The 25,295-nt window shown below is 66.3% G+C and carries 21 protein-coding genes; 15 read left to right on the top strand and 6 right to left on the bottom strand.

What is annotated here, in order from left to right:
* Positions 1 to 46: 46 nt before the first annotated feature.
* Positions 47 to 2,416: a TonB-dependent receptor gene (locus K3M67_RS10515; RefSeq protein ID WP_285831449.1), complete on the bottom strand. Its 2,370-nt coding sequence runs from the start codon at positions 2,414 to 2,416 to the stop codon at positions 47 to 49.
* Between the two features lie 232 nt (positions 2,417 to 2,648).
* Between K3M67_RS10515 and K3M67_RS10510 the strand changes: the two genes are divergently transcribed.
* The 10 genes from K3M67_RS10510 to qhpE all read left to right on the top strand — a co-directional run bounded on the left by K3M67_RS10510 (position 2,649) and on the right by qhpE (position 15,293).
* Positions 2,649 to 4,232: an agmatinase family protein gene (locus K3M67_RS10510; RefSeq protein ID WP_232313692.1), complete on the top strand. Its 1,584-nt coding sequence runs from the start codon at positions 2,649 to 2,651 to the stop codon at positions 4,230 to 4,232.
* Positions 4,232 to 5,584, top strand: coding sequence for an agmatinase family protein (locus K3M67_RS10505; protein ID WP_285831448.1), 1,353 nt, complete (start codon positions 4,232 to 4,234; stop codon positions 5,582 to 5,584). Before K3M67_RS10510 ends, K3M67_RS10505 begins: the two co-directional genes overlap by 1 nt.
* A gap of 16 nt (positions 5,585 to 5,600) precedes the next feature.
* The gene (locus tag K3M67_RS10500; RefSeq protein WP_285831447.1) at positions 5,601 to 7,067 is read left to right on the top strand and encodes an agmatinase family protein; all 1,467 of its coding nucleotides are present in this window, start codon (positions 5,601 to 5,603) and stop codon (positions 7,065 to 7,067) included.
* A gap of 131 nt (positions 7,068 to 7,198) precedes the next feature.
* Complete coding sequence (gene peaA / locus K3M67_RS10495) at positions 7,199 to 8,926, top strand: quinohemoprotein amine dehydrogenase subunit alpha (RefSeq protein WP_285831446.1); 1,728 nt, start codon at positions 7,199 to 7,201, stop codon at positions 8,924 to 8,926.
* Positions 8,923 to 10,371: a quinohemoprotein amine dehydrogenase maturation protein gene (gene peaB, locus K3M67_RS10490; protein WP_066857871.1), complete on the top strand. Its 1,449-nt coding sequence runs from the start codon at positions 8,923 to 8,925 to the stop codon at positions 10,369 to 10,371. Before peaA ends, peaB begins: the two co-directional genes overlap by 4 nt.
* Positions 10,368 to 10,730, top strand: coding sequence for a quinohemoprotein amine dehydrogenase subunit gamma (gene qhpC / locus K3M67_RS10485; RefSeq protein WP_066857874.1), 363 nt, complete (start codon positions 10,368 to 10,370; stop codon positions 10,728 to 10,730). Before peaB ends, qhpC begins: the two co-directional genes overlap by 4 nt.
* Positions 10,731 to 10,738: 8 nt before the next feature.
* Positions 10,739 to 11,842, top strand: a complete 1,104-nt coding sequence (locus tag K3M67_RS10480; RefSeq protein ID WP_285831445.1) for a YncE family protein — start codon at positions 10,739 to 10,741, stop codon at positions 11,840 to 11,842.
* A 40-nt stretch (positions 11,843 to 11,882) separates the two neighbouring features.
* Positions 11,883 to 12,875 carry a hypothetical protein gene (locus K3M67_RS10475; protein WP_285831444.1) on the top strand — a complete coding sequence of 331 codons (993 nt, stop codon included), beginning with the start codon at positions 11,883 to 11,885 and terminating at the stop codon, positions 12,873 to 12,875.
* Positions 12,872 to 14,575, top strand: coding sequence for an ABC transporter ATP-binding protein (locus tag K3M67_RS10470; protein ID WP_285831443.1), 1,704 nt, complete (start codon positions 12,872 to 12,874; stop codon positions 14,573 to 14,575). The genes K3M67_RS10475 and K3M67_RS10470 overlap by 4 nt, the downstream gene beginning before the upstream one ends.
* Positions 14,568 to 15,293 (top strand): subtilisin-like serine protease QhpE, encoded by a 726-nt coding sequence (gene qhpE / locus K3M67_RS10465; RefSeq protein WP_084439004.1) that lies wholly within the window; start codon positions 14,568 to 14,570, stop codon positions 15,291 to 15,293. The genes K3M67_RS10470 and qhpE overlap by 8 nt, the downstream gene beginning before the upstream one ends.
* Here qhpE and K3M67_RS10460 read toward each other — a convergent pair.
* A complete protein-coding gene (locus K3M67_RS10460) occupies positions 15,227 to 16,222 on the bottom strand; it encodes a HupE/UreJ family protein (protein ID WP_285831442.1) in 996 nt (331 codons plus the stop codon). The genes qhpE and K3M67_RS10460 overlap by 67 nt on opposite strands.
* Positions 16,209 to 17,063 (bottom strand): peptidylprolyl isomerase, encoded by an 855-nt coding sequence (locus K3M67_RS10455; RefSeq protein ID WP_285831441.1) that lies wholly within the window; start codon positions 17,061 to 17,063, stop codon positions 16,209 to 16,211. The genes K3M67_RS10460 and K3M67_RS10455 overlap by 14 nt, the downstream gene beginning before the upstream one ends.
* 138 nt (positions 17,064 to 17,201) lie before the next feature.
* Here K3M67_RS10455 and urtA point away from each other — a divergent pair, with 138 nt between their 5' ends.
* The 5 genes from urtA to urtE all read left to right on the top strand — a co-directional run bounded on the left by urtA (position 17,202) and on the right by urtE (position 21,915).
* The gene (urtA, locus tag K3M67_RS10450) at positions 17,202 to 18,416 is read left to right on the top strand and encodes an urea ABC transporter substrate-binding protein (protein WP_066857889.1); all 1,215 of its coding nucleotides are present in this window, start codon (positions 17,202 to 17,204) and stop codon (positions 18,414 to 18,416) included.
* A 122-nt stretch (positions 18,417 to 18,538) separates the two neighbouring features.
* Positions 18,539 to 19,426 (top strand): urea ABC transporter permease subunit UrtB, encoded by an 888-nt coding sequence (gene urtB / locus K3M67_RS10445; RefSeq protein WP_066857892.1) that lies wholly within the window; start codon positions 18,539 to 18,541, stop codon positions 19,424 to 19,426.
* Positions 19,419 to 20,447, top strand: coding sequence for an urea ABC transporter permease subunit UrtC (urtC, locus tag K3M67_RS10440; protein WP_285831440.1), 1,029 nt, complete (start codon positions 19,419 to 19,421; stop codon positions 20,445 to 20,447). Before urtB ends, urtC begins: the two co-directional genes overlap by 8 nt.
* Positions 20,444 to 21,202 (top strand): urea ABC transporter ATP-binding protein UrtD, encoded by a 759-nt coding sequence (gene urtD / locus K3M67_RS10435; protein WP_066857895.1) that lies wholly within the window; start codon positions 20,444 to 20,446, stop codon positions 21,200 to 21,202. The genes urtC and urtD overlap by 4 nt, the downstream gene beginning before the upstream one ends.
* On the top strand, positions 21,199 to 21,915 hold the full coding sequence (gene urtE / locus K3M67_RS10430; protein ID WP_285831439.1) for an urea ABC transporter ATP-binding subunit UrtE: 717 nt from the start codon (positions 21,199 to 21,201) through the stop codon (positions 21,913 to 21,915). The genes urtD and urtE overlap by 4 nt, the downstream gene beginning before the upstream one ends.
* 43 nt (positions 21,916 to 21,958) lie before the next feature.
* On the opposite strand, the gene K3M67_RS10425 is transcribed toward urtE, so the two are convergent.
* Genes K3M67_RS10425 through K3M67_RS10415 form a run of 3 tightly spaced genes read right to left on the bottom strand, consistent with a single transcriptional unit; the run spans position 21,959 to position 25,216 of the window.
* Complete coding sequence (locus K3M67_RS10425) at positions 21,959 to 22,702, bottom strand: FadR/GntR family transcriptional regulator (protein WP_066857901.1); 744 nt, start codon at positions 22,700 to 22,702, stop codon at positions 21,959 to 21,961.
* A 16-nt stretch (positions 22,703 to 22,718) separates the two neighbouring features.
* Positions 22,719 to 23,642: a Gfo/Idh/MocA family protein gene (locus tag K3M67_RS10420; protein WP_285831438.1), complete on the bottom strand. Its 924-nt coding sequence runs from the start codon at positions 23,640 to 23,642 to the stop codon at positions 22,719 to 22,721.
* Positions 23,639 to 25,216, bottom strand: coding sequence for an aldehyde dehydrogenase (NADP(+)) (locus K3M67_RS10415; protein WP_285831437.1), 1,578 nt, complete (start codon positions 25,214 to 25,216; stop codon positions 23,639 to 23,641). The genes K3M67_RS10420 and K3M67_RS10415 overlap by 4 nt, the downstream gene beginning before the upstream one ends.
* Positions 25,217 to 25,295 lie beyond the last annotated feature (79 nt).

Here is a 25,295-nt window from a genome sequence, read left to right as displayed (position 1 = left end):
CCTTCCGAATGGAAGAGCGCCCCCGCGATCGGTCATGCGCGGACGATCAGAACTTCACGCGGCCCTCGACGCCGATGACGCGCGGCTGCGCGACCGACCGGGCATAATAGCGCGATATGATGCCGTCATTGACCAGGCCGAAACGGGTCAGGTCGTTGCTGACGCCGGTGATGGCATATTTGTCGAAGATGTTGTTCGCGAACAGGCCGATTTCATAGATGTCGGTCTTGTAGGTGATGTTCGCGCGGCTCATCATGTAGGACGGCAGCCGTTCGCCGCCGCCCCGCAGGCCCGGACGGGTGTAGATGCCGCCGGTATAGGTGGTGGTCCAGCCCAGGTTCAGCATATTGTCGCCCATGGGCATGTCGTAGCTGACGCCGATCGCGCCGCTGTTCTTGGTCGATCCGGGCAGGCGGTCGCCTGCCAGGACATCGACCAGATCGCCGCCCGCGATCGACAGCAGCGCCGGCACGTCCTCGGTCAGATGCGCGTCGAGATAGCTGTAGTTGCCCCGGATGGTGAGGCCGTCGATCGGCTTGGCGCTGAAGGAGAAGTCGACGCCCTTCGAAATCGCCGCGCCGCCATTGGTGGTGATGCCGATGGCACCATTCACCGTCTGGCCCGACAGCTGGATACCGTCCCACTTAACGCGGAACGCCGACAGGCTCATCGACAGCTTGCGCTCGAACAACTGGGCGCGGACACCGATTTCGGCGTTTTTGACCTTGTCCGGGCCATAGAATAGTTCGCTCGGCAGGGCGCACAGATTCTGTCCGGCCGGCAGCGGCAGGACGCAGGGCGCGACGCGGTTGACGCCGCCGATGCGATAGCCCTTCGAATAGGTGCCCCAGACCATCAGGTCCGGCGTGATGTTGTAGGAGCTGTTGAACTTCCACACCGTGCCGTCGTCGCTGGTCGATCCGGCGCGCGAGCGGAAGTTGATGTTGGGATAGGCCTGGAACAGCGGCAGCGCGGTCCCGCCGATGACGTCGGCGCTATATTTGAAATAGCGGACGCCGGCCGTGACCTGCCATTCCGGCGTGATCTTGAAGCTGCCCTCGCCGAACACCGCCTTCTCGTCGGTCTTGGTGTTGACGTAGGAGGCATATTCGACCTCGTCGGGGCGGTTGATGCCTGCCCAGGCGGGATAGCCCGGCACGATCTCGCGATAGTCGGACCTGGTGTTGAGGCGGTTCCAGAAGCCGCCGATCACCCAGCTGAACGGCCCGCCATGGGTCGAAACCAGGCGGACTTCCTGGTTATATTGTTCTTCCGCGCCGCGCGACCGGGTATAGCCCGAGAAGGACGGGAACAGTTCATAATCATAGTCGAGGTCGAGCAGCAGGTCGGTCACGTCGGTCGAACTGCGCTGCTTCTTGTTGGTGTAGGCCGAAACGAAGATCGCCTGCGCCACGTCGTAGACATTGCCCTGAAGCTCCAGCGAGATCAGGTGTGACATGCGCTTCGACGGTTCCTTGTAGCGCCAGGGCGCCTCATATTTGCCTTCGCCCACCACGCCCGCGCCGGTGGCCTGGCGGCCGTCGGTTTTCGTTTCCTGATAGGCGTAGGTGAAATAGGCCTGGAAGTCGGGGCTGACGAAGCCGAGCTGGTTGCGGCTGGTGAAGGTCTTTTCGAAGTTCAGATCCTTCTTGCCCGCGAAATTGGCGCTCTGCTGCGCGTCGGTGCCCATCGGGTTCGACGTGTCGCCCGGCTGCGGCAGGGACACGCCCGGCTCCTTCAGCAGATAGGGATAGTCGATGAAGCCGGGGTCGTAATAATAGCCGGTGACGGTGCGGAAAGCGATCGCGTCCTGGACGATCGGCAGGTTGAGCACGCCATAGCCGACATAGCCCATGCCCTTCGAATGGGCGACGTCATAGAGGCGGCCATAGGCCTCGCCGCTGAACTTCGTCGGATCGGGCCGGTTGGGGATGTAGCGGACCGCGCCCGCCAGCGTGCCAAGGCCATAGAGCGTGCCCTGCGGACCGAGCAGCGTCTCCACCCGTTCGAGGTCGATCAGCTTGTAGTCGGTGTAGAGCGGTACGTCGCCCAGATAGATGCCGATGGCATTGTCGCTGTTGTTGCCGCCCGCGCTGCTGTCGTCGGCGGACAGCCCGCGCATGATGATGGTGCCCGCGCCGCGCGGACCGGTATCGGTGATGGTGATGCCCGGCGTGAAGGCCGCGATGTCGCGAATGTCGTCGATCCGCTGCGCCGCCAGCTCCTCCGCGCCCACGGCCGAAATATTGATCGGCGTTTCCATCAGCGTGGTGCTGCGGCGGGTACCGGTGACGACGATCACATCGCCCTCGTCGGCGGCCGCGGCGGTCTGCGCCATGGCGGGCATGGCCGCGGCCGCGCCGGATATGATCGTCGCGGACAAGAGTCCCATTTTGAGCTTTGCGCGATACGACATGGTGTTCCCCTTTTTTCCAATGTCTTTCCAGCCATGATCCCCTCCCGGATCGGACGTCCCGCCTGTGCGGCGGCAACGGCGCGGCGGGCGGCGTGGACCGCCGCCTCGTGCTTTTCTGGCATGGTGGTCAGGCTATGGAGCGCGCAGCCAGTCAAACATGGGGCATTTGACGTAGCTTGTCCGTCTCTCCCCACATGGGCCGGTCCTACGTCAAATGCCCCATTGGGATGCGGTGCTCCTGCCGCCTACCCATGGCTGGAGCGGCGGGAATTTCCGTCCCTTTCCCGCTGCCTATGCCCGCGTCGCCCAATGGAGGGCCGCCGGGCCGGAGAATGACATGCCGTCTATGAGCGCCATCACCGGGTGGAGCATGGCCGGGATCGCGGCCATCGGCGCCGCGGTCGCGGGCGACCTGCCGTCCCGTCTTCCCAACGCCGGCACGCCCGCGCCGCAGACGCCGCTGGAAGATGATATGGGGCGGCCCAAGCCGCTGGAACTGCCCGAGGATATCGCGGCGAAGCTCGCCGGCGTGGACAAGGCGAAGGTCGATTTCCTGAAAAGCGGCGTCACCGGCCGCTATGTCGAGAAGGACGCCCTGTTCGAGCGTATCCGCAAGGGCACGGCCGAAGAGATCAGCGCCTATATCGACGCGATGCAGGCGCTGCACGCCCAGGTCGAGTTCAAGGCCGGGCGCGATCAGGCATCGATCCCGCTCGACACCCGATCACCCTGGTTCAACGCGTGGAAGGTCCGGCGTTCCGCCGCGCTCGACCCGAAGCGCGATCCCGGTCCGGTCGATCTGACCCGTTATATCGGCGGCTGGGGCGGGGGCTTTGCGACCTTCGCGGGCGCGCCGGTGGCGATGACGCCGGAAGACCTGAAAGCGGGCAAGGTCGATGTCGCGATCGTCGGCGCCCCGCTCGACATGGGGTCGGGCTGGCGCAACGCGATCGACGGGCCGCGCGCCATGCGGATGACCGGCGGCGCGGCCGGCAACGACATGTATTCGATGATCAATCCCAATGCCGCGCTCAAGATCGTCGACTATGGCGACATAGCCATCGACCAGAACTCGACCGAGCGCAGCGTCGATCATGTCCGCGAGATGGTGGGGGAAATCGCCCGCACCGGCGCGATCCCGATCGTCATCGGCGGCGACCACAGCCTCGAATATCCCAATGTCGCGGCGGCCGCCGACGTGCATGGCAAGGGCAATGTCAGCGTCATCCATTTCGATAGCCATTATGACATCGGGCGCGGGCGCGTGCATTTGCTCGACCATGGCCAGCCGGTCTATCGCGTCCTCTCCGAAGGCCATGTGCGCGGCAGCGACTATATCCAGGTCGGGCTGCGCGCGCGCGGCCCCGACCTCGAAACCTTCGGCTGGATGCGCAACAAGGGGATGCGCTACCACACGATGGTCGAAGTCGAGAAATGGGGCTGGGACAAGGTGATGGCCCGCGCGCTCAAGGAAGCGCGGGAAAATGCCAAGAAGCTGTGGATCAGCTTCGATGTCGACGTGCTCGATCCGGCCTTCATGCCCGGCACCGGCACGCCGGTTCCCGGCGGCCTCACCATGCGCGAGGCGCAGCCCATCATGCGCAACCTCTGCGCCCAGAATGACATTGCCGGCATCGATATCGTGGAAGTCGCGCCCTATCTCGACACCAGCTACAAGACCGCGCTCAACAGCAATTTCCTGCTGAACGCCTGCCTCGCCGGCATCGCCATGCGCAAGAAGGGGCTGAAGCCCGGCTATCTTAACCCTGTCTCCGTCGATCACGGCCTGGACGCCTATTATGGGAAGAAGAACTGATGGCACGCTCCACCCTGCCGGCGCGCGGCGCCGCGCTTGCCCTTGCGCTCGCAGCCCTGTTCGGCCCCGCTCTGGCGCAAGGAAGCGATCCGCTCGCCAGCCTGGCGCCGGAGAAAAAGGCGTTTCTGTCCGACCCCGCGACGCTGGAGCGCTTCGGCCTGACGCCCGAGAAGGTTCAGGTGGCGCTCGCCGGGCGCGCTGCCGCCGATGTCGATGCCTATGCGACCGCGTTGATGGCGGTGGTCGAGGACAGCCGGTACAAGGCCGGTCGCGATCCGGCGGAGATCGCGCTCAATCCGCAGGCGCGCGGCTGGAATGCCGGTACCACGCTGCGCCCCAAGATGTTCGACAAGCTGAAGCGTGACGACGGTCCGTTCAGCCTGAAACGCTATATGTATCAGAAGAGCGGCGTGCCGACCTTCGCCGATGCGCCCGTCGCGATCCGCAAGGAGGATCTGGTCGCGGGCAAGGTGGAGGTCGCCTTTGTCGGCGTGCCGCTCGACTTCTCCTCGGGCTGGCGTGATGCCAAGCACGCGCCGATGGCGCTGCGTGGCATGGACGGGCTGGTCGGCGCCGACGCCGATGGCGGGATCGATCCGGGTCTGGTCCTCTCCATCGCCGACTATGGCGACCTGACGCCTGACTATATGGCGCCCGATCGCGGTCTCGACCATATCCGCGCGATGATCGCCGAAATGGCGAGCGTGGGCACCATTCCCTTCATCGTCGGCGGCGACCATACGATCATGTTCCCGGATGTCGCGGCGATGGTCGACACCTATGGCGCGGGCAAGGTCGCGCTGGTCCAGTTCAACGCCCATGCCGATGCCGAACTGAACGGCGATCACATGATCTCCGACAACCAGACGCTCACCCGCCTGCTGGAGCAGAATCTGCTGCGCGGCAGTGATGTGACCCTCGTCGGCCTGCATGGCCGAGACGCCGGCCCCGCCGTGCAGAAGCGGCTGGCGGAAGCGGGCGCGAAGATCGTCCCGACCGCCGCCATCCAGGACAAGGGCTGGCAGTCGGTCACGAATGATCTGGTCGCCGGCCTGAAGAAGGGGCCGGACAATGTCTTCGTCTCCTTCGACATGAGTGTCCTCGATCCCGGCGATGCCCCGGCGTCCGGCCGGCCGGTGCCGGGCGGGCTGACGATGCGCGAAGCGATCCCGATGGTGCGCCAGATCTGCGCCCAGACGAAGGTGGTGGGCTTCGACCTGCTCGACGCCGCGCCGATCCTGGACCCGACCTATGTCAGCCGGATGAGCGCCAACTATATCCTGCACGCCTGCCTGTCCGGCATTGCGATGCGCAAGACGGGCGCGACGCCGGTCAAGACCGCCAAGCGCTGAACCGGGGAGGGCGGCCATGCCATCGATCAATGCGATAAGCGGATGGAGCATGGCGGCGGCGGCGGCCGCATCGGCCGTGGTGGCGGGTTTCGACACGCCCAACCCGCCCGCGCCGATCCCGCAGGAAGACATTATGGGCGAACCCAAGCCCGTCGAAATTCCGGCTGACGTGATGGCGAAGCTGTCCGGCATCGCGCCCGAAAAGGTCGCGCTCATTCGGGAAGGGCGCACTGGCCGCTACGTGGAAAAGGACGCGCTGTTCGATCGAATCCGCACCATGCCGGCAGCGGAACTGATCGCCTATATCGACGCGATCGCGGCGCTCCACGCGCAGGTCGAATATAAGGAAGGGCGGGACGCCAAGACGATCCCGCTCGACACCCGGTCCGCCTGGTTCAACGCCTGGAAGGCGAAGCGCCCGCTGGTGATGGACCCGAAGCGCGACGCTGGCCCCATGGACCTTGGCCGCTATATCGGCGGGCGCCGCGGCGGCTTTGCGACCTTCGCGGGCGCGCCGGTGGCGATGACGCCGGAAGACCTGAAGGCAGGCAAGGTCGATGTCGCGATCGTCGGCGCCCCGCTCGACATGGGGTCGGGCTGGCGCAACGCGATCGACGGACCGCGCGCTCTGCGCATGACCGGCGGCGCGGGCGGCAACGACATGTATGCGATGATCAACCCCAGCTCTGCGTTGGAGATCGTCGATTATGGCGACATCGCCATCGACCAGAACTCGACCGAACGCAGCGTCGCCCATGTGCGCGAAATGGTCCGCGAAATCGCCCAGACCGGCGCGATCCCGATCGTCATCGGCGGCGACCACAGCCTCGAATATCCCAATGTCGCGGCCGCCGCCGACGTGCATGGCAAGGGCAATGTCAGCGTCGTCCATTTCGACAGCCATTATGATGTCGGCCGCAACGGCGTCCACTGGATCACCCATGGATCGCCCGTCTACCGCGTGCTGCATGAAGGCCATGTGCGGCCACAGGATTATATCCAAGTCGGACTGCGCGCGCGCGGCCCCGACCTCGAAACCTTCGGCTGGATGCGCAACAAGGGGATGCGCTACCACACGATGGTGGAGGTCGAGAAATGGGGCTGGGACAAGGTGATGGACCGCGCCATCGCCGAAGCGCGGCAGAAGGCGAAGAAGCTGTGGATCAGTTTCGATGTCGACGTGCTCGATCCCGCCTTCATGCCCGGCACCGGCACGCCCGTTCCGGGCGGCCTCACCATGCGCGAGGCGCAGCCGATCATGCGGCGGCTCTGTGCCGAAAATGATATTGCCGGCATCGATATCGTCGAAGTCGCGCCCTATCTCGACACCAGCTACAAGACCGCGCTCAACAGCAATTATCTGCTGAACGCCTGCCTGACCGGCATCGCCATGCGCAAGAAGGGGCTGCCCCCGCGCTACTGGAACCCGGTATCGTCCGAACATGGGCAGGACGATTATTACGGTCCGAAAAAGAAATCCTGACGGCCGTCAAGATTCTCATGGCGGATTGCCATGGGGCCATACGTCATTTGGGCAATGGCGCCGCGCGAGCGCCTGCCTAGGCTTTCACAGCGTCCAGGCAAAGAGGCCGGACGCCAAGGGGGACATACAGGGTGAAGCGGCTTCCCGTCACGAAATTTGGCCTGGCTGCGCTATTCTCCGCGTCGGTCGTGTTCGCTCAGGCTGATGGCGGCCCGGACGGTGCGACGATGAAGGAGACGGAAGCGGGCATCCCCGTCGCCGACCCGCTGGTCAAGGAAAAGTGCGGGACTTGCCACACCGGCGACGACAAGGGCAATCTGTCCCGCATAAGCTGGGTCCGCACCACGCCGGAGGGTTGGGCGCAGGCGATCAAGCGCATGGTGCGTTTGAATGGCCTGTCGATCACGCCCGAGGAAAGCCGGGCGATCGTCAAGTCGCTTTCCTCCTCGCACGGCCTGGCGCCGGAGGAAGCCCGGACCGTCATGTATCTGCCCGAAAAGCGGACGCTGGACGAGACCAATATTCCCAACGAGACGATGCGCGGCGCCTGTGCAGCCTGCCACAGCTATGCCCAGCCCCTGTCCTGGCGCCGGTCGAAGCTGGAATGGAAGCAGCTTCAGGATCTGCACGTCGCCCTCTATTCGCAGGCCGACGCCCAATATCGCCGTCCGGCCGAGGACAGCGAGCAGCCCGTTGGCCGCGATCCCAAGGACAAGCTGACGCGCGGCGAATATGCGCTGACCTATCTGCCCAAGGTCGCGGGCCTCCACACCCCCGAATGGGCCGCCTGGAGCGCGCGCCAGCGCAATCCGCGCCTGGCGGGCCAGTGGCTGGTGGTCGCCTCGGTGCCGGGCAAGGGCAGGTTCATAGGCGAATTGGATGTCGCGCCGGGCAAGGCTGCCGACGAATTTACGACCAGCGCGACGCTCCGTTCGCTCACCGACGGCGGCACGATTAGCCGCAGTGGCACCGGCATCGTCTATGCCGGCTACAGCTGGCGCGGCTCGTCGAAGGGGAACGCAGCGGCAAAGCCCGATGATCTGGGCAGCGCGGCGCGCGAGGCGATGTGGTTCGCGCCCGACCAGCAGAGCGCGCAGGGCCGCTGGTTCTGGGGTGATTATCAGGAATTCGGCTATGACGTGAAGCTGGTGCGCGCCACCGCCGCGCCCGCGATCCTGGCGGTGACGCCGGGGCCGGTGAAGGCGGGGACGAAGGGCGTGCGACTGCGCATCCTGGGGCATAATCTTCCTGCTTCGCCCACTGCGGCCGACATCGACCTGGGCGCGGGCGTCGCCGTGACGAAGATTGTGTCGGCCAGCCCGAAGGAACTGGTGGTGACGGCGGACGTGGCGGCGGGCGCGGCATCCGGCCAGCGCGACGTGGCGATCGCCGGCGCGGTGCTGGAACAGGCTTACCCGGTCTTCCACAGGATCGACTATATCAAGGCGACGCCCGAAACCGCGCTGGCGCGACTGGGCGGGGTCAAATTCCCCAAGGGCTATCAGCAGTTCGAGGCGATCGGCTACGAAAACGGCCTCGATGGCAAGCCCAACACCGCCGACGACATCGCCGTTGGTCCGGTCGAGGCAGACTGGGCGATGCAGGAATTCATGTCGGTCTATTATGACGACGATACCAAATATGTGGGCGCGCTCAGCCCCGCCGCCTTCTTCACCCCCTCGACCGAAGGGCCGAACCCGCAGCGCCGCTTTGGCCGCAACAATTATGGCGAGGTCTGGGTCGTCGCCACCGCCAGGCATGAAAAGGACAAGTTCGGCAAACCGCTGAGCGCCCGGTCCTACATGGTCGTGACCGTCCCGGCCTATCAGAAATGGGATCAGCCGGAGGTGTCGCGATGACCGTCATGCAGGCGCCCGCCTATGCCCGCGCCGAATATCATGGCTTCGAGGCCGGCGGCAGCACCTTCGTCTATCTGGTGAGCGCAGGGGCCATCTTCGAGGTGGATGCCGATGTGCAGCGGGTGCTGGGCCGGCTCGACGGGCGGGAATTGACCCATGCCGCGCTGATCCGCGAACTGACCAGCGATGGCAGCGACCCGGCCGAGGCGGAGGCGCTGGTGCGCGAACTGCGCGCCGCGCGCCTGATCCAGCTGGGCGTCGCCGCCCCGGTCATGCCGCAGGCGCCGCCTGTCGACTTCCCGTTGCAGGCGCTGGTGCTCAACGTCACCAACCAGTGCAACCTGGCGTGCACCTATTGCTATGAATTCGGCGCGGACAAGATCGCCACGCCGGCGGGCAAGCCCAAATATATGACGCTGGAAACGGCCAAGGCGTCGGTCGACCTGCTGATCGCCGAGGCGGTCGGGCGCAAGGCGGTGCATATCACCTTCTTCGGCGGCGAGACGCTGATGAACTTCAAGCTGCTGCGCGAAGTGGTGGACTATGCCAACGGCGCGACGGCTGCGGCGGGGAAGGGGATTACCTACAGCCTCACCACCAACGCCACCTTGCTGACGCCGGAGATCGTGACCTTCCTGTCGGACAACCGGATCGGCGTCACCGTCTCCATGGATGGCCCGCCCGAAGTGCAGGACAAGCATCGCGTCTACAAGAATGGCAAGGGCAGCTATGCGGTGATCGAGCCGCGCCTGCGCACGCTGATCGCCCATCACAAGACCCGCGCCATCACCGCCCGTGTGACGCTGACGGAGGGCGTGACCGACGTCGTCCGTATCTTCCGCCACCTGAAGGACGATCTGGGCTTCCACGAAGTCGGCTTCGCGCCGGTGACGACCGGCGAGGAGCGCGCCTATTCGCTGGACGACAATGGGATGGACAGCGTCCTGGCGCAGTTCACCCTGCTGGCGGACGAGTGGCTGGACCATGCCCTGCGGGGCGAATCCCATGGCTTCACCAATGTCAGCGAAACGATCAGCGAGTTGATCTCCGGCGTCAACAAGTCGCATCCCTGCGGCGCCGGCCTGGGCCTGATGGGCGTCAGCCCTTCGGGCGATCTGTCGCCCTGCCACCGCTTCACGGACGCCGACACGCATGTGATGGGACATGTCTCTAGCGGCATCGACCGCGTAAAGCAGGGCGAATTCCTGAAAAAGGGCCATGTCGAGGCGAAATATGACTGCCAGAGCTGCTGGGCGCGGCCGCTCTGTGCCGGTGGATGCCATCATGAAGCCTTCGTGCGCTATGGCGACACCGGCCACGCCAACCTCCATTATTGCGACTGGATCCGGCAATGGACCGACACCTGCCTGCGCATCTACGGCGTGCTGGCCGTGAAGAACCCCGGCTTCCTCGAACGCTTCGCTGAACGAAAGGGCCTGTCATGAAGCATCTTCGTGCCATCAACAAAAAGGCGCGCGCGATCGACGAGGCGGTGACGCAGATCGAGGCGGCGGCGCTCGCGTCGCCCGCCGACATGGAGGAGGATGTCGTCGCCCTCCAGCAGCAGCCGCGCCCCCATGTGCCGATGGGCTGCACCCTGTCCTTCTCGCCCGGCTGGGAAGTGGATGCGGGCGGCGGCACGGCGGGCCTGTGCCAGCCGGTCGAGCGCGACATCTACGACTGCTATGTCACCTGCTTCTGGCCGGTCCAGGTGCCCGATCATGTGAACTACTCGCCCGACTGGGCCAGCAACTGCGCCACGGCCACCAAGGACTGGCGCAACCTCGACCTCGTTTTCCCGTGAGGCGCGCCATGCCGACATTCCGTACTGTCCTCGCCGCCGGGCTCGCCGCAGGGCTTTCCGTTCTGGCCACGCTCCCGGCGTCCGCCTCGACCCTGTTCATGGGGTCCTATCCCGACGAACTGCTGGTCTTCGACGAAGGCAAGGCGGCGGTCACGGGCAAGATCAAGCTCGATACCGGCCTGCCGACATCGATGCTGTTGTCCGACGACGGCAAGCGCATCTATGTGACAACCATCACCACCAGCGGGATCGAGGTGATAGACACCGCGACGCGCAAGGTGGTCAACAAGTTCAGCCTGAATGACGGCGTCACCCGCTATCGCTTCTGGGGCGGCACGGCCGACCCGACCGGCCGCTATTTCTACACGATGTTGACCCGGTTCGACAAAGGTATGGACCGCTATACCGTCGGGAAGCCGAGTTGGGGTGTGATCGACCTGAAGCTCCAGAAGGTCGTTCGCACGATCGAACTGGACAAGGAGGATGAGCGTGGCGGTGGTGGCTGGCGGGCCGCGTACAAGATTTCGCCGGACGGCAAGTTCCTCTATGCCTTCGGCGAGAAGGTGGTGATCCTCGACACCGCGACGCTCAAGGTGGTCGACCGCATCGACCTCGCCAAGCCAGAGGGGACGGGGCTGGAGAATGTCGGTTTCGGCGGTGCGATCGACACGATCCGCACGCCCGGCCAGTTCGTGTCGCTGTTTAACGCGGCCGACCCCTATATCCACAACAAGATGTTCGGCCTCGCCCGCTTCGATCTCAACAGCCGCCAGTTCGACTTCACGCCGATTGGCCCCGCGCCCGAAAGCATGGCGGGACTTCAGATGACGCCCGACGGGAAGCAGGCCTATACAGTGGTCACCAACGGCAAGCTCGGCAACAAGCGCTGCGAATTCTGGCACATGGACATGGCGACCAACTCCGTGGTGGACAAGGCCGAATTCCCCTGCCGTTCGCGCTTCCGCTTCGGCATGTCGATGGATGGGACCAAGCTCTATATCTACGGCGCCAGCTATGACATCGAAGTCTATGACGCGAAGACGCTGAAGCTGGAAACCACCTGGGATCTGGGCAATGACACCACCGGCGCCGGCATGGTCGCGGTGGAATGACGGGTCCGGGTAAGCTCTGCCAGATTTCGGCGGGGGAACGATGACGTCCATCGCCATCCGGGGCAGCGGCATCGCCGCCAGCGGATGCGCGCATATATTGACTGGCGCGGGCCTTCGGGTCGCAATCGAGGACATCCGCCGCCCGTCCGTGCCGACGATCATGCTGAGCGACCCGGCCCTGGGCCTGATCCGTGGCGTGTTCGATCGGCCGGACCTGTTTGCCGACCGCCCGCGCGTCAAGCGGCGGGTTGTCGCGTGGGGCGGACCGCCGGTGGTGGTGCCGCATGGCGCGGCGCTGGCGTCGGAAGAGGAGGTTCAGGCGGCCTTGCCGGTCGTCGGCCAGTCGGGTGCCGGCGCTGGTGATTTCACCATCCACACCGCGCCGCCCCTGCCACTGGGCGACATGCGCCTCTTCGGCGAGCGCCATGCGGTGGCCGCCAGGGTCAGGTTGCGCGATCCCGCCTGCGGGGACGAGGCGCGGATCGAGGCGGTCGCAGGGGGCTGGCTCTATCTGGTGCCGGCGCAGGCCGGGGCGGGCTGGCTGCTGGGGGTGGGGGGCACGATCGAGGCGCTGCTGGGGCAGAGCGCGCTGATCGCGCCGGTCGTGGACGCCGTGGGGGCGGTGTCCACGCCCTTCCTCGCCGCGCCGCGCCTGCATCTGCCGCTCCAGGATGCGGACTGGCTGGCCTGCGGCACGGTGGCGCTCGGTTTCGACCCGATCTGCGGTGACGGCACCGCGCAATCGGTGCGCGAGGCGATCCTTGCCGCTGCCGTCGTCACCGCCATTGCCGAAGGCGGGGACCGGGCAGCGTTGCTCGGCCATTATCAATCCATGTTGATCGCGGCGATGCGGCGGCATCTGCTGTTGTGCGCCCAATTCTATGCCAATGGGGGCAAGGGCGACTGGTGGTGTGCGCAGCATGAGGCGCTGATGGAGGGGCATCGTCATTGCACCGCATTGCTGGCCAGAATGCCCGAGCCGCGCTTCCTGCTCGACGGCTTTCGCCTGGCGCCGCGGCAGGCGGCGGCATGACACCCCAGATACAGCCTCCTGTCGCCGACTGGCGCACCTACCGGCGGCTCGCGCCTTTTCTACGGCCCTATCGCGGCGCGCTGCTCGTCGTGCTGGCGATCAGCCTGCTCTCGACTGCGCTGGGCCTCGCGCAGCCCTATCTGTCCAAGCTGATGATCGACCAGGCACTGCTCAAGCGCGACATGGGCGCGTTGATCGAGATTGCGGCAATCATGATCGGCGTCACCATCGCCGGCTTTGCGGTCAATATCCTCGCCAGCTATCGCTATGTCGCGCTATCGGCGGCGATGCTCTACGACATCCGCGCGGCGCTGTTGCGGCATCTCCAGACCCTGTCGCCGCGCTTCTATGGCAGCTTCCGGCTCGGCGATCTCGTGTCCCGGATGAACAGCGATGTCAGCGGCGTGCAACGGGTCGCGTCGGACAGCCTGCTCTCGGTGGTCAGCAACCTTCTCTTCTTCGTCGGCTGCGTCGCGATGATGCTCTGGCTCGACTGGCGGCTGTTCCTGGTCAGCGTCGTGCTGGTCCCGGCCAGCCTCGCGACCTTCGCTTATTATCAGCGCCGCCTTACCGCCCTCACCCGCGACATGCGGGAGCGGGGGGCGGACCTTGGCAGCCTGCTGGTCGACACGGTCATGGGGATGCGCGTGGTCGCCTCGTTGCGCGCGGGCGAGCATGAGGTGGCGCGTTTCAAGGCGAAGAACGACGCCTTCATCGGCGCGATGCTGAAGATGCAGGTGGCGTCCTTCATGACCGGGGCGCTGCCCGGCACGCTGATGACGGCTGCGACATCGGCGGTGATCCTCTATGGCGGCTGGCGGATCATAGAGGGCGGCATGAGCATCGGCACGCTCGTCGCCTTCATGACCTATCATATGCGCCTCCTGTCGCCGATCCAGACGCTGATGGGGCTGACCTCCGGCCTCGCTTCGGCGCGGGTATCGCTGGGACGGATCTTCGAGCTGTTCGATACGAAGCCCGATGTGGTGGAGCGGGCCGATGCCGTGCCGCTGGTGCGGGCCGGGGACATGCGGTTCGATCGGGTCGCGATGCGCTATGACCGCGACGCGGTGCTGCACGATGTCGACCTGACGATCCCGGCCGGCAGTCTTTGCGCCATCCTCGGCCCCAGCGGCGTCGGCAAATCGACCATGGCCGACCTGATGGTCCGTTATCTCGACCCCGACAGCGGCCGGATCATGGTCGATGGCCGCGACCTGCGCGACTACGCCCTCGATGACCTGCGACGGGAAATCATCCTGGTCGATCAGGCGCCCTGGCTGTTCAACGACACGATCGCCGCCAATATCGGTTTTGCCATGCCCGATGTGACGCGGGCCGAGATCGAGGCGGCGGCCCATGCGGCGGGGCTGGACGCATTCATCGCGCGACTGCCCGAAGGCTATGAAACCCGCGCGGGCGAAAGGGGCGCGGCGCTGTCCGCCGGGGAGCGGCAGCGGATCGTGCTGGCCCGCGCGCTGCTGCGTCGACCCGGCATCCTGATCCTCGACGAGCCGACTTCGGCGCTGGACGGGGAGACTGAGCAACTTGTCGCCGGCCGGCTGCGCGGGGCGCTGCCCGATGCGACGATCATCGTCATCACCCACAAGCCGGCGCTGGCCGACATGGCGGACCACATCATCCGGCTGGAGCAGGGATCGGCGCGGATGATGGCGCGCGCGCAACTCGCCCATGCCTGATGCTGCACTTGATCCTGCACCTGATCCGATCCGCATCGCCATCATCGACAGCGGCGCGCATCCTGCCCATCCGCATATCGACGCGGCGCGGCTGCTGCCCGGTTTCGCCATCGCGCCGGACGGGTCCGACAGCGACATGGACAGTTGTGACGCCCTGGGCCATGGCACGGCCGTCACCGCCGCGATCCAGAGCCATGCGCCCGATGCGCTGTGCCTGCCGATCCGGGTCTTTCACGACTCGCTGCGCACGACCGCGCGTGCGCTGGTGGCGGCGATCGACCGGGCGCTGGCGGCGCGCGTCGACCTCATCAACCTCAGCCTCGGCACGATGAACCCGGCGCATCGCGACCTGTTCGCGGCGGCGGCCGACCGAGCGCTGGCGGCGGGCGTGCTGATCGTCGCCGCGCGCGAGGCGGATGGGACGCCCTGCTATCCGGGCAGTCTTCCGCAGGTGCTGGGCGTGTCGCTGGATTGGGCTTGTCCCCGCGACCGGCATAGGGTGCGGGACGGGCTGGCCTACGCCTCCGGCCATCCCAGGCCGATCCCCGGCGTACCGCAGCGGCGCAACCTCCATGGTGTCAGTTTCGCTGTTGCGAACATGAGCGGCCTTGTGGCGGGCGGCGGACGGCCGGAGGTCGCCCGCCATCTCGGTCAGGCGATGCCGAACCCCATGACCCGCTCGACCATCCAGAAACAGCCGATCGCGCCGACCGCATAGAGGGCGGCGCTCCGCACCGGGGCCGCCAGCGACAGGGCGCGCAGCCCCGCCAGCGTCGCCACGATCGCGCCGACGAACAGCAATTGCCCCGCCTCCACGCCGAGGTTGAAGAAGACCAGCGCGGGGAGCCTTTCGTCCGCCTGCACGCCCAGTTCGCCCAGCGCCGTGGCGAACCCCAGTCCATGCAGCAGGCCGAAAAGCGACACGACGATCAGTTGGCGCTTGAAGGCGAAGGCCCGTTCCCCCGCGCCGACCAGCAATGCCTCCCGCGCCATGAAGGCGATCGACAGGGCGATGGCGGCCTCGACCGGGGGCACCGGCACGCGCACCAGTTCGAAGAAGGCGATGGCGAGCGAGAGGGAGTGGCCCGCAGTGAAGGCGCTCACCAGCCATAGCAGGGGGCGCCCGCGCGCGAGCAGCGCGAGGCAGAGGACAAAGGCGAGATGATCCCAGCCCAGCCAGATATGCCAGACGCCCTGCGCCAGAAATTCCGGGGCGATCTGTCCGATCGAGCGCGCGGTGGCGGCGGTCTCGCCGACCGGTACCGCGATGCCGCTGGCGTCGCCGGTCAGGCTGCGGTCGACCTGGCTGCCCATGACATTGGTGACGAAGCGGCCGCCATCGGCCTTCCAGGGGGTCTGGATGACGTCGCCCGCCACAAAGGGCCGATCGCAGGCCAGTTCATAGGCATATTGGGCGCGGCCGCCGCTGGTCTGGCGGCTCATCCCGGTCTGCCGGCATCCGTCGGGCAGGCGGAGCGGTGCGGGCTGGCCCACGGCTTCGGGGACGGCGGCGGTGAATTCGTAGCTGTTCGGGTCTTCGCCGCGGGTCAGCGCGAAGTCGGCGGACAGGAAGATGTCGGCCATCGCCGTACCGGGCGCCAGCGTCGCCAGGGCAAGAAGGAGGATGGCGAGGCTATTGCGCCACATCGAATTTTTCCTTGAGGCCCGCCAGCGCCTGCTGAATCGCGGCATTGCTGTGGGCGATCATATAATCCTGCCGCACCTGGTCCCTGATCGCGGGAAAGGGGATCATGGCGGATGGGATGCGTTCCCCCCTCCTGACGAAATGCCAGCCGCGCGGCGACTGGATGGGGCCGAACCAGCGGCCCTCGGGAGCGTCTTTCAGCTGCTCGACGAAATCCTGGCCAAAAATGCCGCGCACCATCGAATCGCCATAGCGCGGGAAATCGCGGCCCAGCCAGAAATCGTCCCCGCCGATCGTCTCGCCCGCATTCAGCTGGGCGAGCAGCAGGGCCACGTCGGTGGGCTTTTGCTGCCGGAAAATCTGGGTGAAGCTGGTGCGTGGTTCGGCACGGTACAGGTCCAGATGTCCGGCATAATGGTTGACCAGCTGTTCCTCGCTCGGTTCGGGCGGAGCACCGGCGATCAGGTAACGGACCTTGTCGACCAGCTGCTTGCGCGTCTCCCCGTCGGTCAGGTGCATGTTGCGGTCGATGGCTTCGCGGAACAACAATTCCTCGGCGATATAATCGGCCTTCAACTTCGCGCGGTCGGCAGCGCTCGCCTTCCGGCCGGTCAGCGTTTCCCAATCGGCCACCTGCGCCTGCTCGATGTCCGGCGTGAAGATGACCGGCGGCTTTTCCAGCCGCTGGACGACATGATAGCCGCCGAACAATGCGACCCCGGCCAATAGGAAGGCGAAGAGCGGGTCGCGCAGGACTTTTCCCCCGAACCGCATCGGCGCCGGTCGCGCGTTCGGCCCGGTCGCGCTTGCCGCACTATCCATCACGTCTGCCCCGTTGTTCATGGCGCATTTTTACCGGGAACCGGCCGTCTGAAGCCTACGTCAAATGACGCATACGGGGGTTTGCCGCCTTTCCATAGCCTTTGGGGGACCGATTTGCTGCGCCGCCGCATGTGGCCAGCCAGGGGAGACATTCACATCATGATCCGTTCCAAGCTGCTCTTGCTTGCCACCACTGCCGGTGCCTTGGCGCTGGCCTCCTGTTCGGGCGGCGGCGGCAATGCCGGCGCCCCCGCTGGCGACAGCGTCTCGGTGGGCGTGCTCCAGTCGCTGACGGGCACGATGGCGATCAGCGAGATCACGGTGAAAAATGCCGAGATGCTGGCGATCGAGGAGATCAATGCGGCCGGCGGCGTAATGGGCAAGAAGATCAACGCCCTGGTCGAGGATGGCGCGTCCGATCCCTCCACCTTCGCGCAGAAGGCGTCGAAGCTGATCGAGAGCGACGGCGTTTCCACCGTGTTCGGCGGCTGGACCTCCGCCAGCCGCAAGGCGATGCTGCCGGTGTTCGAGCGGACCAAGAACCTGCTCTGGTATCCGGTGCAGTTCGAGGGCAATGAATGTTCGCCCAACATCATGTATTCGGGGGCGCAGCCCAACCAGCAGGCGCTGCCGGCACTAGAATGGGCAGTGGCGCAGGGTCACAAGAGCTTCTTCCTGGTCGGGTCCGACTATGTCTATCCCCGCACCGCCAACCTGATCCTGAAGAAGCATATCGAGAAGGGCGGGATGAAGGTGCTGGGCGAAGCCTATGTGCCGCTGGGCGGCACCGACTTTTCCGGGGTCATTGCGAAAATCGCACAGGCCAAGCCGGCGATCATCATCAACACGCTGAACGGCGACAGCAACGTCGCCTTCTTCAAGCAGTTGCAGGCGGCCGGCATCAGCACCAAGACCATGCCGGTCATGTCCTTCTCCATCGGCGAGCAGGAAGCCAAGGCGATGGGCGCGGCGCTGGTCGAGGGCAGCTATGCCGCCTGGAATTATTTCCAGAGCCTGCCCGGGGATGCGAACGCCAGGTTCATCGCCGCCTATCAGGCGAAATTCGGCAAGGATGCCGCGATCACCGACCCGATGGTCCATGGCTATCTCGACGTCTACGCGTGGAAGGCGGCGGTGGAGAAGGCCAAGAGCTTCGATCCCGATGCCGTGCGCAAGGCCGCGGCCACGCTCGGCGGCTTCGACACGCCGATGGGCACGGTCAGCTTCGCCGCCAACCAGAGCCTGGTGCAGAAGGCCTATATCGGCAAGCTGAAGGGCGACGGCCAGTTCGAGATCATCGCCGACAGCGGCAAGGACATCGCGCCCGAACCCTATGACGCGCTCGCCTTCCCCGGCAAGAGCTGCAAGCTGTAACGATGCCCCGAACCCCTGTTCGGACTGAGCCTGCCGAACTCCTTTATCGGATGGAGCGAGATGCCTTCGCTTCGCTCTGGCAGGCCCTTCGACTTCGCTCGGGGCGAACGGAAACATAGATCATGGACGCCCTTTTCCTCAACCAGCTGTTCAACGGCGCTTCGCTGGCCTCGCTCTATCTGCTGGCGGCGCTGGGGCTGGCGCTGTCCTTCGGCCTGATGCGCGTCATCAACATGGCGCATGGCGAGATGCTGATGCTGGGCGGTTATCTCGCCTGGATGACCTTGCTCGTCGTGCCCGGCGCGGCGGGCATCCTCCTCGCCATTCCGGTCGCCTTCGTCGGCGCGGCGGCGATGGGTGGCCTCATACAGTCGACCCTGATCCGCCGTCTGTCCGCGCGCCCGCTCGATACCTTGCTCGCGACATGGGGCGTCAGCCTGATCCTGCAACAGGGCGCGCGCGACCTGTTCGGCGCGATCGGCGTGGAGGTGCGCGCGCCCGAATGGCTGACGGGCAGCTTTACCCTGGCGGGAGTCACGCTTCCGTCAGCGCGACTTTTCATAATCCTCATCGCCGCGCTGGTGCTGGGCGGCCTTGCGCTGCTGCTGCTCAAGACCCGGATCGGCCTGCTGGTCAGGGCCGTCAATCAGGACCGGATGATGGCGTCCGCCTGCGGCATCGACGTCAGGCGCGTCGACTTCACCATCTTCTGCCTTGGCTCGGGCGTCGCGGGGCTTGCCGGCGTCATGCTGGCCCTGCTCGGCCCGGTCACGCCCAATGTCGGGCAAAGCTACATCATCCCGGCCTTCCTGGTCGTGGTGATGGGCGGCCTCGGCAGCATCGTGGGCACGACGGCGTCCGCGATCATCCTCGGCCTGTTCGCCGCGCTCGCGCAGATTTTCGTCGATGTCAGCGTCGCACAGATGCTGCTGCTCGTCTTCGTCATCCTCTTCATCCAGGTCCGCCCGCAAGGCGTGATCGCCGTAAAGACCCGCCAGCTCGATGCCTGACCTCTCCCGCCTCGATCCGATAAAGCCGTTCCTGCCTTGGGCGCTGCTGGCGCTGGGACTTATCGCGCCCTTCGCCCTGTCAGCCTATGACCTCAACCTGCTCGCGCGCTTCATGGCGATGGGCATCCTCGCGCTCGGCCTCGTCCTCATCTGGGGGCATGGCGGCATATTAAGCCTCGGGCAGGGGGTCTTTTTCGGCCTTGGCGGCTATGCCATCGCCCTGCACATGAAGCTGGCCGATCTGCCGCAGGGCGAGATTCCCGACTTCATGGTCTGGAGCGGCCGGGACAGCCTGCCCTTCTGGTGGGAACCGTTCGCAAGTCCCCTGTTCACCATCGCCGCGATCCTGATCGTGCCCACGCTGGCGGGCGCGCTCTTTTCCTGGGCCGTGTTCCACCGGCGGGTGGGCGGCACCTATTTCGCGCTCATCACCCAGGCGCTGGCGCTGGCCTTTTCCACCCTCATCATCAGCCGGCAGGATGTGACCGGCGGCTTCAACGGCCTCACCGACTTCTATTCGGTCTTCGGCGTGGGCCTTGCCAGCCCCGGCACCGGCTCGACCCTCTATTGGGTGACGCTGGCGATCCTCTGCGCGGCTTTCGTCGGCCTGCGCTGGCTGCTCGGCTCGCGCTTCGGCATATTGCTCCGCGCTGCGCGCGATGGCGAAAATCGCGTCCGCTTCCTTGGCTATAGCCCCACGCCCTTCAAGGTCGTCGCCTTCGCGATCGCAGCGATGCTGGCCGGGATCGGCGGCGCGCTCTTCACCCTCCATGCCGGCGTCGTCTCGCCCGCGCTGATCGGTGTCGTGCCCTCGATCGAGATGGTGGTGTGGGTGGCGATCGGCGGGCGCTACAGCCTGGCCGGCGCGATCGCCGGCGCCCTGCTGGTCAACCTTGCGCGCGACGCGGTATCGAGCGCCTTCCCGGAACTGTGGCTCTACCTGATGGGCGCGCTCTTCATCTTCGTCGTTACCCTGTTGCCGCAGGGTCTTGCGGGCCTCGCGAAGGGGAGGGCGGCATGAGCGGTTCGGCCGTTTCCGACCTGCTGCTCAGCGTCGATGGCGTGACTATCGACTATAGCGGCTTCAAGGCGCTCGACAATTTCAGCATGACGCTCAACCGGGGCGAGACCCGCGTGGTGATCGGCCCCAATGGCGCGGGCAAGTCGACGCTCTGCGACACGATTATCGGCCGGGTGCGCCCCAGCACCGGCCGCGTGATCTTCAGGGGCGAGGAGATTCAGCGCCTGCCCGAACAGCAGATCGTCGCGCGCGGCATCTGCCGCAAGTTCCAGGCGCCCGGCGTGCTGCCGACCTTGAGTGTGCGCGACAATCTGGCGCTGGCCGCACGGCGCGACCGGCGCTGGTGGAAGAGCCTGGGCACCGGCATCCCGGCGGAGGAACGCCAGGCGGTGGAGGAAGCGCTCGATAGCGTCGGCCTGACCCACAGGGCCGGGGTAGAGGCAGGGACGCTCGCCCATGGCGAGAAACAATGGCTGGAGATCGCGATGGTCGTGGCGACCGGCGCGCAACTGCTGCTGCTGGACGAGCCGACCGCGGGCATGGGCCCGGCGGAAACCAGCCGCACGGCGGAACTGATCCATGGCCTCGGCGTCAGCCGGACCGTCCTCGTCATCGACCATGACATGAGCTTCGTCGAACAACTCGCCGCCCCCGTCACCGTCATGCACCAGGGCAAGTTCCTCAAGCAGGGCAGCATCGCCGAGGTCCGCGCCGACCCGGAAGTCGCCGCCGTCTATCTGGGCCATACCGCATGAGCGCGCCGCTGATCGAAATCACCGCCCTGTCGAGCGCCTATGGCCAGAGCCAGGTGCTGTGGGACGTCGACCTGACGCTGGAGCGGGGGCAGGTGATGGCACTGATCGGCCGCAACGGCGTCGGCAAGACGACCTTGCTACATGCGATCATGGGCACACGCCCGGCGGTCGGCGGCACGATCCGATTCGACGGGCAGGACATTGGCAGCTTCCCCGCGCACAAGCGGTCGCGCGCCGGCATCGGCTTCGTGCCGCAGGGCCGCCATGTCTTCCCGCAGCTGACCGTCATGGAAAATCTGGAGACCGGCCTGTCCGCGCTCGCCGGACGGGGCAGAGGGTCGGCGAAGGTGCCGCAGCATATCTTCGATCTTTTCCCGAAGCTCTGGGACATCCGAACCCGTGCGGCAGGCTTCCTGTCGGGCGGGGAACAGCAGCAGCTTGCCATCGGCCGGGCGCTGGCCGGGGAGCCGAGCCTGTTGCTGCTCGACGAGCCGACCGAGGGCATCCAGCCCAATGTCGTGCAGCAGATCGAGGCGGCGCTGGTCCATGTCCGCGACGAACTGGGCATGACGGTGCTGGTGGTGGAACAATATCTCGATTTCGTCTGGCGCTTCGCCGACCGCTACAGCGCGATGCAGAATGGCCGGATCATCCGCCAGGGCAGTATCGCCGACGAAAGCGCGAAGGATGTCGCGCATCTGGTGCAGATTTAGGGACGTCCATCCGCTCCTTGCAGGGGACGGATGAACTGATCGCCTATTCTGACAGGGCGATGTCCATGTCCGCCAGCGCAAGCCGCAGCAGTTCCGCCATGGCGTTGCGCGCCGCCGCCGTGTCGCGGGCGGCGATGGCGCGGTGGACGGCCTGGTGGTCGGGCAGCGGGTCGCGCGGCAACAGCTTCTTGCGATGCTTGAAGGTGGTGGTCCAGCTGACCGCGGCTCCCACCGAACTGGCCAGCGCCTCCAGCGCATCATTATGCGTGGCGGCCAGGATCGCGTTATGGAAACGCTGGTCGGCGGCCCGGCCTTCGGGGGTGGAGAGGCCATAGCGCTCCATTTCCGCCAGGGCCGCGTCCATGATCGCCAGTTGTCCGTCGGTGCGACGGCGGGCGGCGAATTCGGCCGCCGCCGGCTCGATCACGCCGCGCAGTTCGAACAGGTCGCGGATGAAGTCCCTGTCCGGCTCGCCCGCGAACATCCAGGCGAGCATTTCGGGGTCCAGCACGTTCCAGCGTGCGCGCGGCAGCACACGGGTGCCGGCCTTGGGGCGGCTTTCCAGCATCCCCTTGGCGATCAGGATACGCACTGCCTCGCGATAGGCGGTGCGGGAGACATGGAGGCGCTCGGCAGCCTCGATCTCGCCCTCGAACAGGTCGCCCGGCTTGTGCTTTCCGGTCAATATGGCGGTGCCCAGATCGCGGGCGATCGCCTGATGGATGCGGAGCGAGCTTTCGTCCGATCCGAACTTGCGTTCCGGTCCGTCCTTGCGCTCGCTCCCCAATCCTGCCTCCTGTAAATCAATCCTCGAAAGCAGCCGTAGGGCAATGCCGTCCGCAAAGGAAGGCATCCGCCACCAGCCGCAGCGGCGCCGTGTCGGCGTCGATCGCCTTGTCCGCCACCAGGCCGACGAAACGGCGATACATGGCCGGATATTCCTCGTCCGGCGCCTTCAGCTGCACCTCGCCGTCGAGCCGCAGCGTGTTGCCGCCCTCGGACAGGAGCAGGCTGCCCGTGTCGGTCTCGACCGCGATGTCCCAGGTCTGCGGGCCGGTCTGGCGCCAGTCGAACACGGTGTCGATCGGCGCGCCGGACGCCGTCGCCATGGCCAGGGTCGCACCGATCGGCGCGTCCTTGTTTTCCGGCACCTCGAGGCTGGCGGAAAGGACGGTGACGGGTTCGGGCACGATCTCGGTCAGGATCGACAGGGCGTTGATGCCAGGATCGAACACGCCGAAGCCGCCCGCTTCCCAGATCCAGGGCTGGCCGGGATGCCAGTGGCGGACATCCTCGCGCCACTGGATCGAAATGCGCCGGATCGTCCGTTCGGCGATCCAGCCCTTGGCCTGCGCCACGGCGGCGGCGTAGCGGCTGTGCCAGCTGGCATAGAGCGTGACCCCCTGCGCCTTGGCGAGGGCGGTCAGCGCCTCCACTTCGGAAACGGTCGCGCCCGGCGGCTTTTCCAGGAAGACATGCTTGCCTGCCAGCAACGCCTGCCGGGCCGCAGAATAACGGACCTGCGGCGGCTGACAGAGGATGACGGCATCGAGGTCCGGCTCGCCCGCCAGCATCGCGCCGAGGTCGGGGTAGTTATTCACCCCCTCGCCCTGCGCGTTGCGGCTGGCGACGGCGACCAGATCGATGCCGTCGACCTTCAGAATCGCGGGCAGATGCTGGTCGCGCGCGATCTTGCCGAGGCCTACCAGACCTGCCCGGATCGTCATGCTGCGACTTCCAGCTTGCCTTCGATGCGGCGCGTCAGGCCCCAGGGGTTGGCGTCCTGAAGCGCGGCGGGCAGCAGCGCGTCGGGCACGTCCTGATAGCAGACGGGGCGCAGGAAGCGCATCATCGCCAGCGTGCCGACCGATGTCGAACGGCCGTCGGCCGTCGACGGGAAGGGACCGCCATGGACCATAGCATGGGTCACTTCGACGCCGGTGGGCCAGCCGTTGGTCAGGATGCGACCCACCTTCCGCGACAGGGTAGGCAGCAGCTTCGCCGCGTCGCCTTCATCGCCTTCGCCGATCTGGAGCGTTGCGGTCAGCTGGCCTTCCAGGCCGGCGATGGTCGCGATGATCTCTTCGATGCTGGAGCAGCGGATGAGCACGGACGACGAACCGAACACTTCTTCGGCGAGGACCGGGTTGGACGAGAAGGTCGCGCTGTCGGTCGAGAAGAAGGCGGCCTGGCCACGGTTGCAGCCTTCCGGATCGGTGCCGCGGGCGACGGTGGTGACGCCTGGCGCGCCGGCGAGGGCGGCCACGCCCTTTTCATAGGCGTCGTGGATGCCCGGCGTCAGCATGACCTGCGGCGCGGCGCCCGACAGGGCGGCAGCGGCGGCGGCAACGAACGTGTCGAGATCCGGGCCGTCGAGCGCGATCACCAGGCCGGGGTTGGTGCAGAACTGGCCCGAACCCATGGTCAGCGAACCGACGAACGCGGTGCCCATCGCTTCGGCGCGCGAAGCAAGGGCGCCGGGCAGCAGAACGACCGGGTTGATCGACGACATCTCGGCATAGACCGGGATCGGTTCAGGGCGTTCGGCGGCGATCTTCATCAGCGCCGTGCCGCCACCGCGCGAGCCGGTGAAGCCGACCGCCTTGATCCGGGGATCGGCGACAAGCGAACCGCCCAGCGCGCGGTTGTTGCCCGGCAGGTAGGAGAAGACGCCTTCATGCAGGCCGCAGCTCTTGACCGCCGCCTGGATGGCGCGGGCGACCAGTTCGCCGGTGCCGGGGTGGGCGCTGTGGCCCTTGACGACGACGGGCGAGCCGGCGGCGAAGGCAGCGGCGGTGTCACCACCCGCGACCGAGAAGGCGAGCGGGAAGTTGGACGCGCCGAACACGGCCACGGGGCCGACCGAATGGTTGACGCGGCGCAGGTCCGCGCGCGGCAGTGGCGCGCGCTCCGGCAGCGCCTTGTCGATGGTGGCGTCCAGCCAGTCGCCCAGGCGCACATAGGAAGCGAACAGGCGCAGCTGGCCGACGGTGCGGCCACGCTCGCCTTCCAGGCGGGCGCGCGGCAGGCCGGTTTCGGCCATGGCGGTTTCGATCAGCAGGTCGCCGATCGCGACGATATTGTCGGCGACGCTTTCCATGAAGGTTGCGCGGGCTTCGGGCGACAGGGTGGAGAAGCTTTCGAACGCGGCGTCGGCCAGCGCGGCGGCTTCCTCGACTTCAGCGGGCATGGCGCTGGAGAAGGCGACATCGCCCTTCGCGCCGGTGGCCGGGTTTATGGCGTAGAAAGGCTCGCCGCCTTGGCGCTCGCTCGCGCCGATGAGGATGGCTCCGTTGAACATGGTCTTCTCCTGAAGGGGTTCAGAAAGGTCTGGCTAGACGATCGCGCCGGGAAAGGACGGTTCGTTTTCCGGCACAAGC

It is taken from the genome of Sphingobium sp. V4 (genome assembly GCF_029590555.1).
Taxonomy (GTDB): domain Bacteria; phylum Pseudomonadota; class Alphaproteobacteria; order Sphingomonadales; family Sphingomonadaceae; genus Sphingobium.
The sequence above is the reverse complement of the archived record's forward strand: the minus strand, read 5'-3'. Positions and strand labels throughout refer to the sequence as shown.

What these genes read in the sequence shown, in the direction of transcription:
- K3M67_RS10515 (WP_285831449.1), bottom strand. Translation starts at nt 2,416, where the DNA reads ATGTCGTATCGCGCAAAGCTCAAAATGGGACTCTTGTCCGCGACGATC.
- K3M67_RS10505 (WP_285831448.1), top strand. Translation starts at nt 4,232, where the DNA reads ATGGCACGCTCCACCCTGCCGGCGCGCGGCGCCGCGCTTGCCCTTGCG.
- K3M67_RS10500 (WP_285831447.1), top strand. Translation starts at nt 5,601, where the DNA reads ATGCCATCGATCAATGCGATAAGCGGATGGAGCATGGCGGCGGCGGCG.
- peaB (WP_066857871.1), top strand. Translation starts at nt 8,923, where the DNA reads ATGACCGTCATGCAGGCGCCCGCCTATGCCCGCGCCGAATATCATGGC.
- qhpC (WP_066857874.1), top strand. Translation starts at nt 10,368, where the DNA reads ATGAAGCATCTTCGTGCCATCAACAAAAAGGCGCGCGCGATCGACGAG.
- K3M67_RS10480 (WP_285831445.1), top strand. Translation starts at nt 10,739, where the DNA reads ATGCCGACATTCCGTACTGTCCTCGCCGCCGGGCTCGCCGCAGGGCTT.
- K3M67_RS10475 (WP_285831444.1), top strand. Translation starts at nt 11,883, where the DNA reads ATGACGTCCATCGCCATCCGGGGCAGCGGCATCGCCGCCAGCGGATGC.
- K3M67_RS10470 (WP_285831443.1), top strand. Translation starts at nt 12,872, where the DNA reads ATGACACCCCAGATACAGCCTCCTGTCGCCGACTGGCGCACCTACCGG.
- qhpE (WP_084439004.1), top strand. Translation starts at nt 14,568, where the DNA reads ATGCCTGATGCTGCACTTGATCCTGCACCTGATCCGATCCGCATCGCC.
- K3M67_RS10460 (WP_285831442.1), bottom strand. Translation starts at nt 16,222, where the DNA reads ATGTGGCGCAATAGCCTCGCCATCCTCCTTCTTGCCCTGGCGACGCTG.
- K3M67_RS10455 (WP_285831441.1), bottom strand. Translation starts at nt 17,063, where the DNA reads ATGAACAACGGGGCAGACGTGATGGATAGTGCGGCAAGCGCGACCGGG.
- urtA (WP_066857889.1), top strand. Translation starts at nt 17,202, where the DNA reads ATGATCCGTTCCAAGCTGCTCTTGCTTGCCACCACTGCCGGTGCCTTG.
- urtB (WP_066857892.1), top strand. Translation starts at nt 18,539, where the DNA reads ATGGACGCCCTTTTCCTCAACCAGCTGTTCAACGGCGCTTCGCTGGCC.
- urtC (WP_285831440.1), top strand. Translation starts at nt 19,419, where the DNA reads ATGCCTGACCTCTCCCGCCTCGATCCGATAAAGCCGTTCCTGCCTTGG.
- urtD (WP_066857895.1), top strand. Translation starts at nt 20,444, where the DNA reads ATGAGCGGTTCGGCCGTTTCCGACCTGCTGCTCAGCGTCGATGGCGTG.
- urtE (WP_285831439.1), top strand. Translation starts at nt 21,199, where the DNA reads ATGAGCGCGCCGCTGATCGAAATCACCGCCCTGTCGAGCGCCTATGGC.
- K3M67_RS10420 (WP_285831438.1), bottom strand. Translation starts at nt 23,642, where the DNA reads ATGACGATCCGGGCAGGTCTGGTAGGCCTCGGCAAGATCGCGCGCGAC.
- K3M67_RS10415 (WP_285831437.1), bottom strand. Translation starts at nt 25,216, where the DNA reads ATGTTCAACGGAGCCATCCTCATCGGCGCGAGCGAGCGCCAAGGCGGC.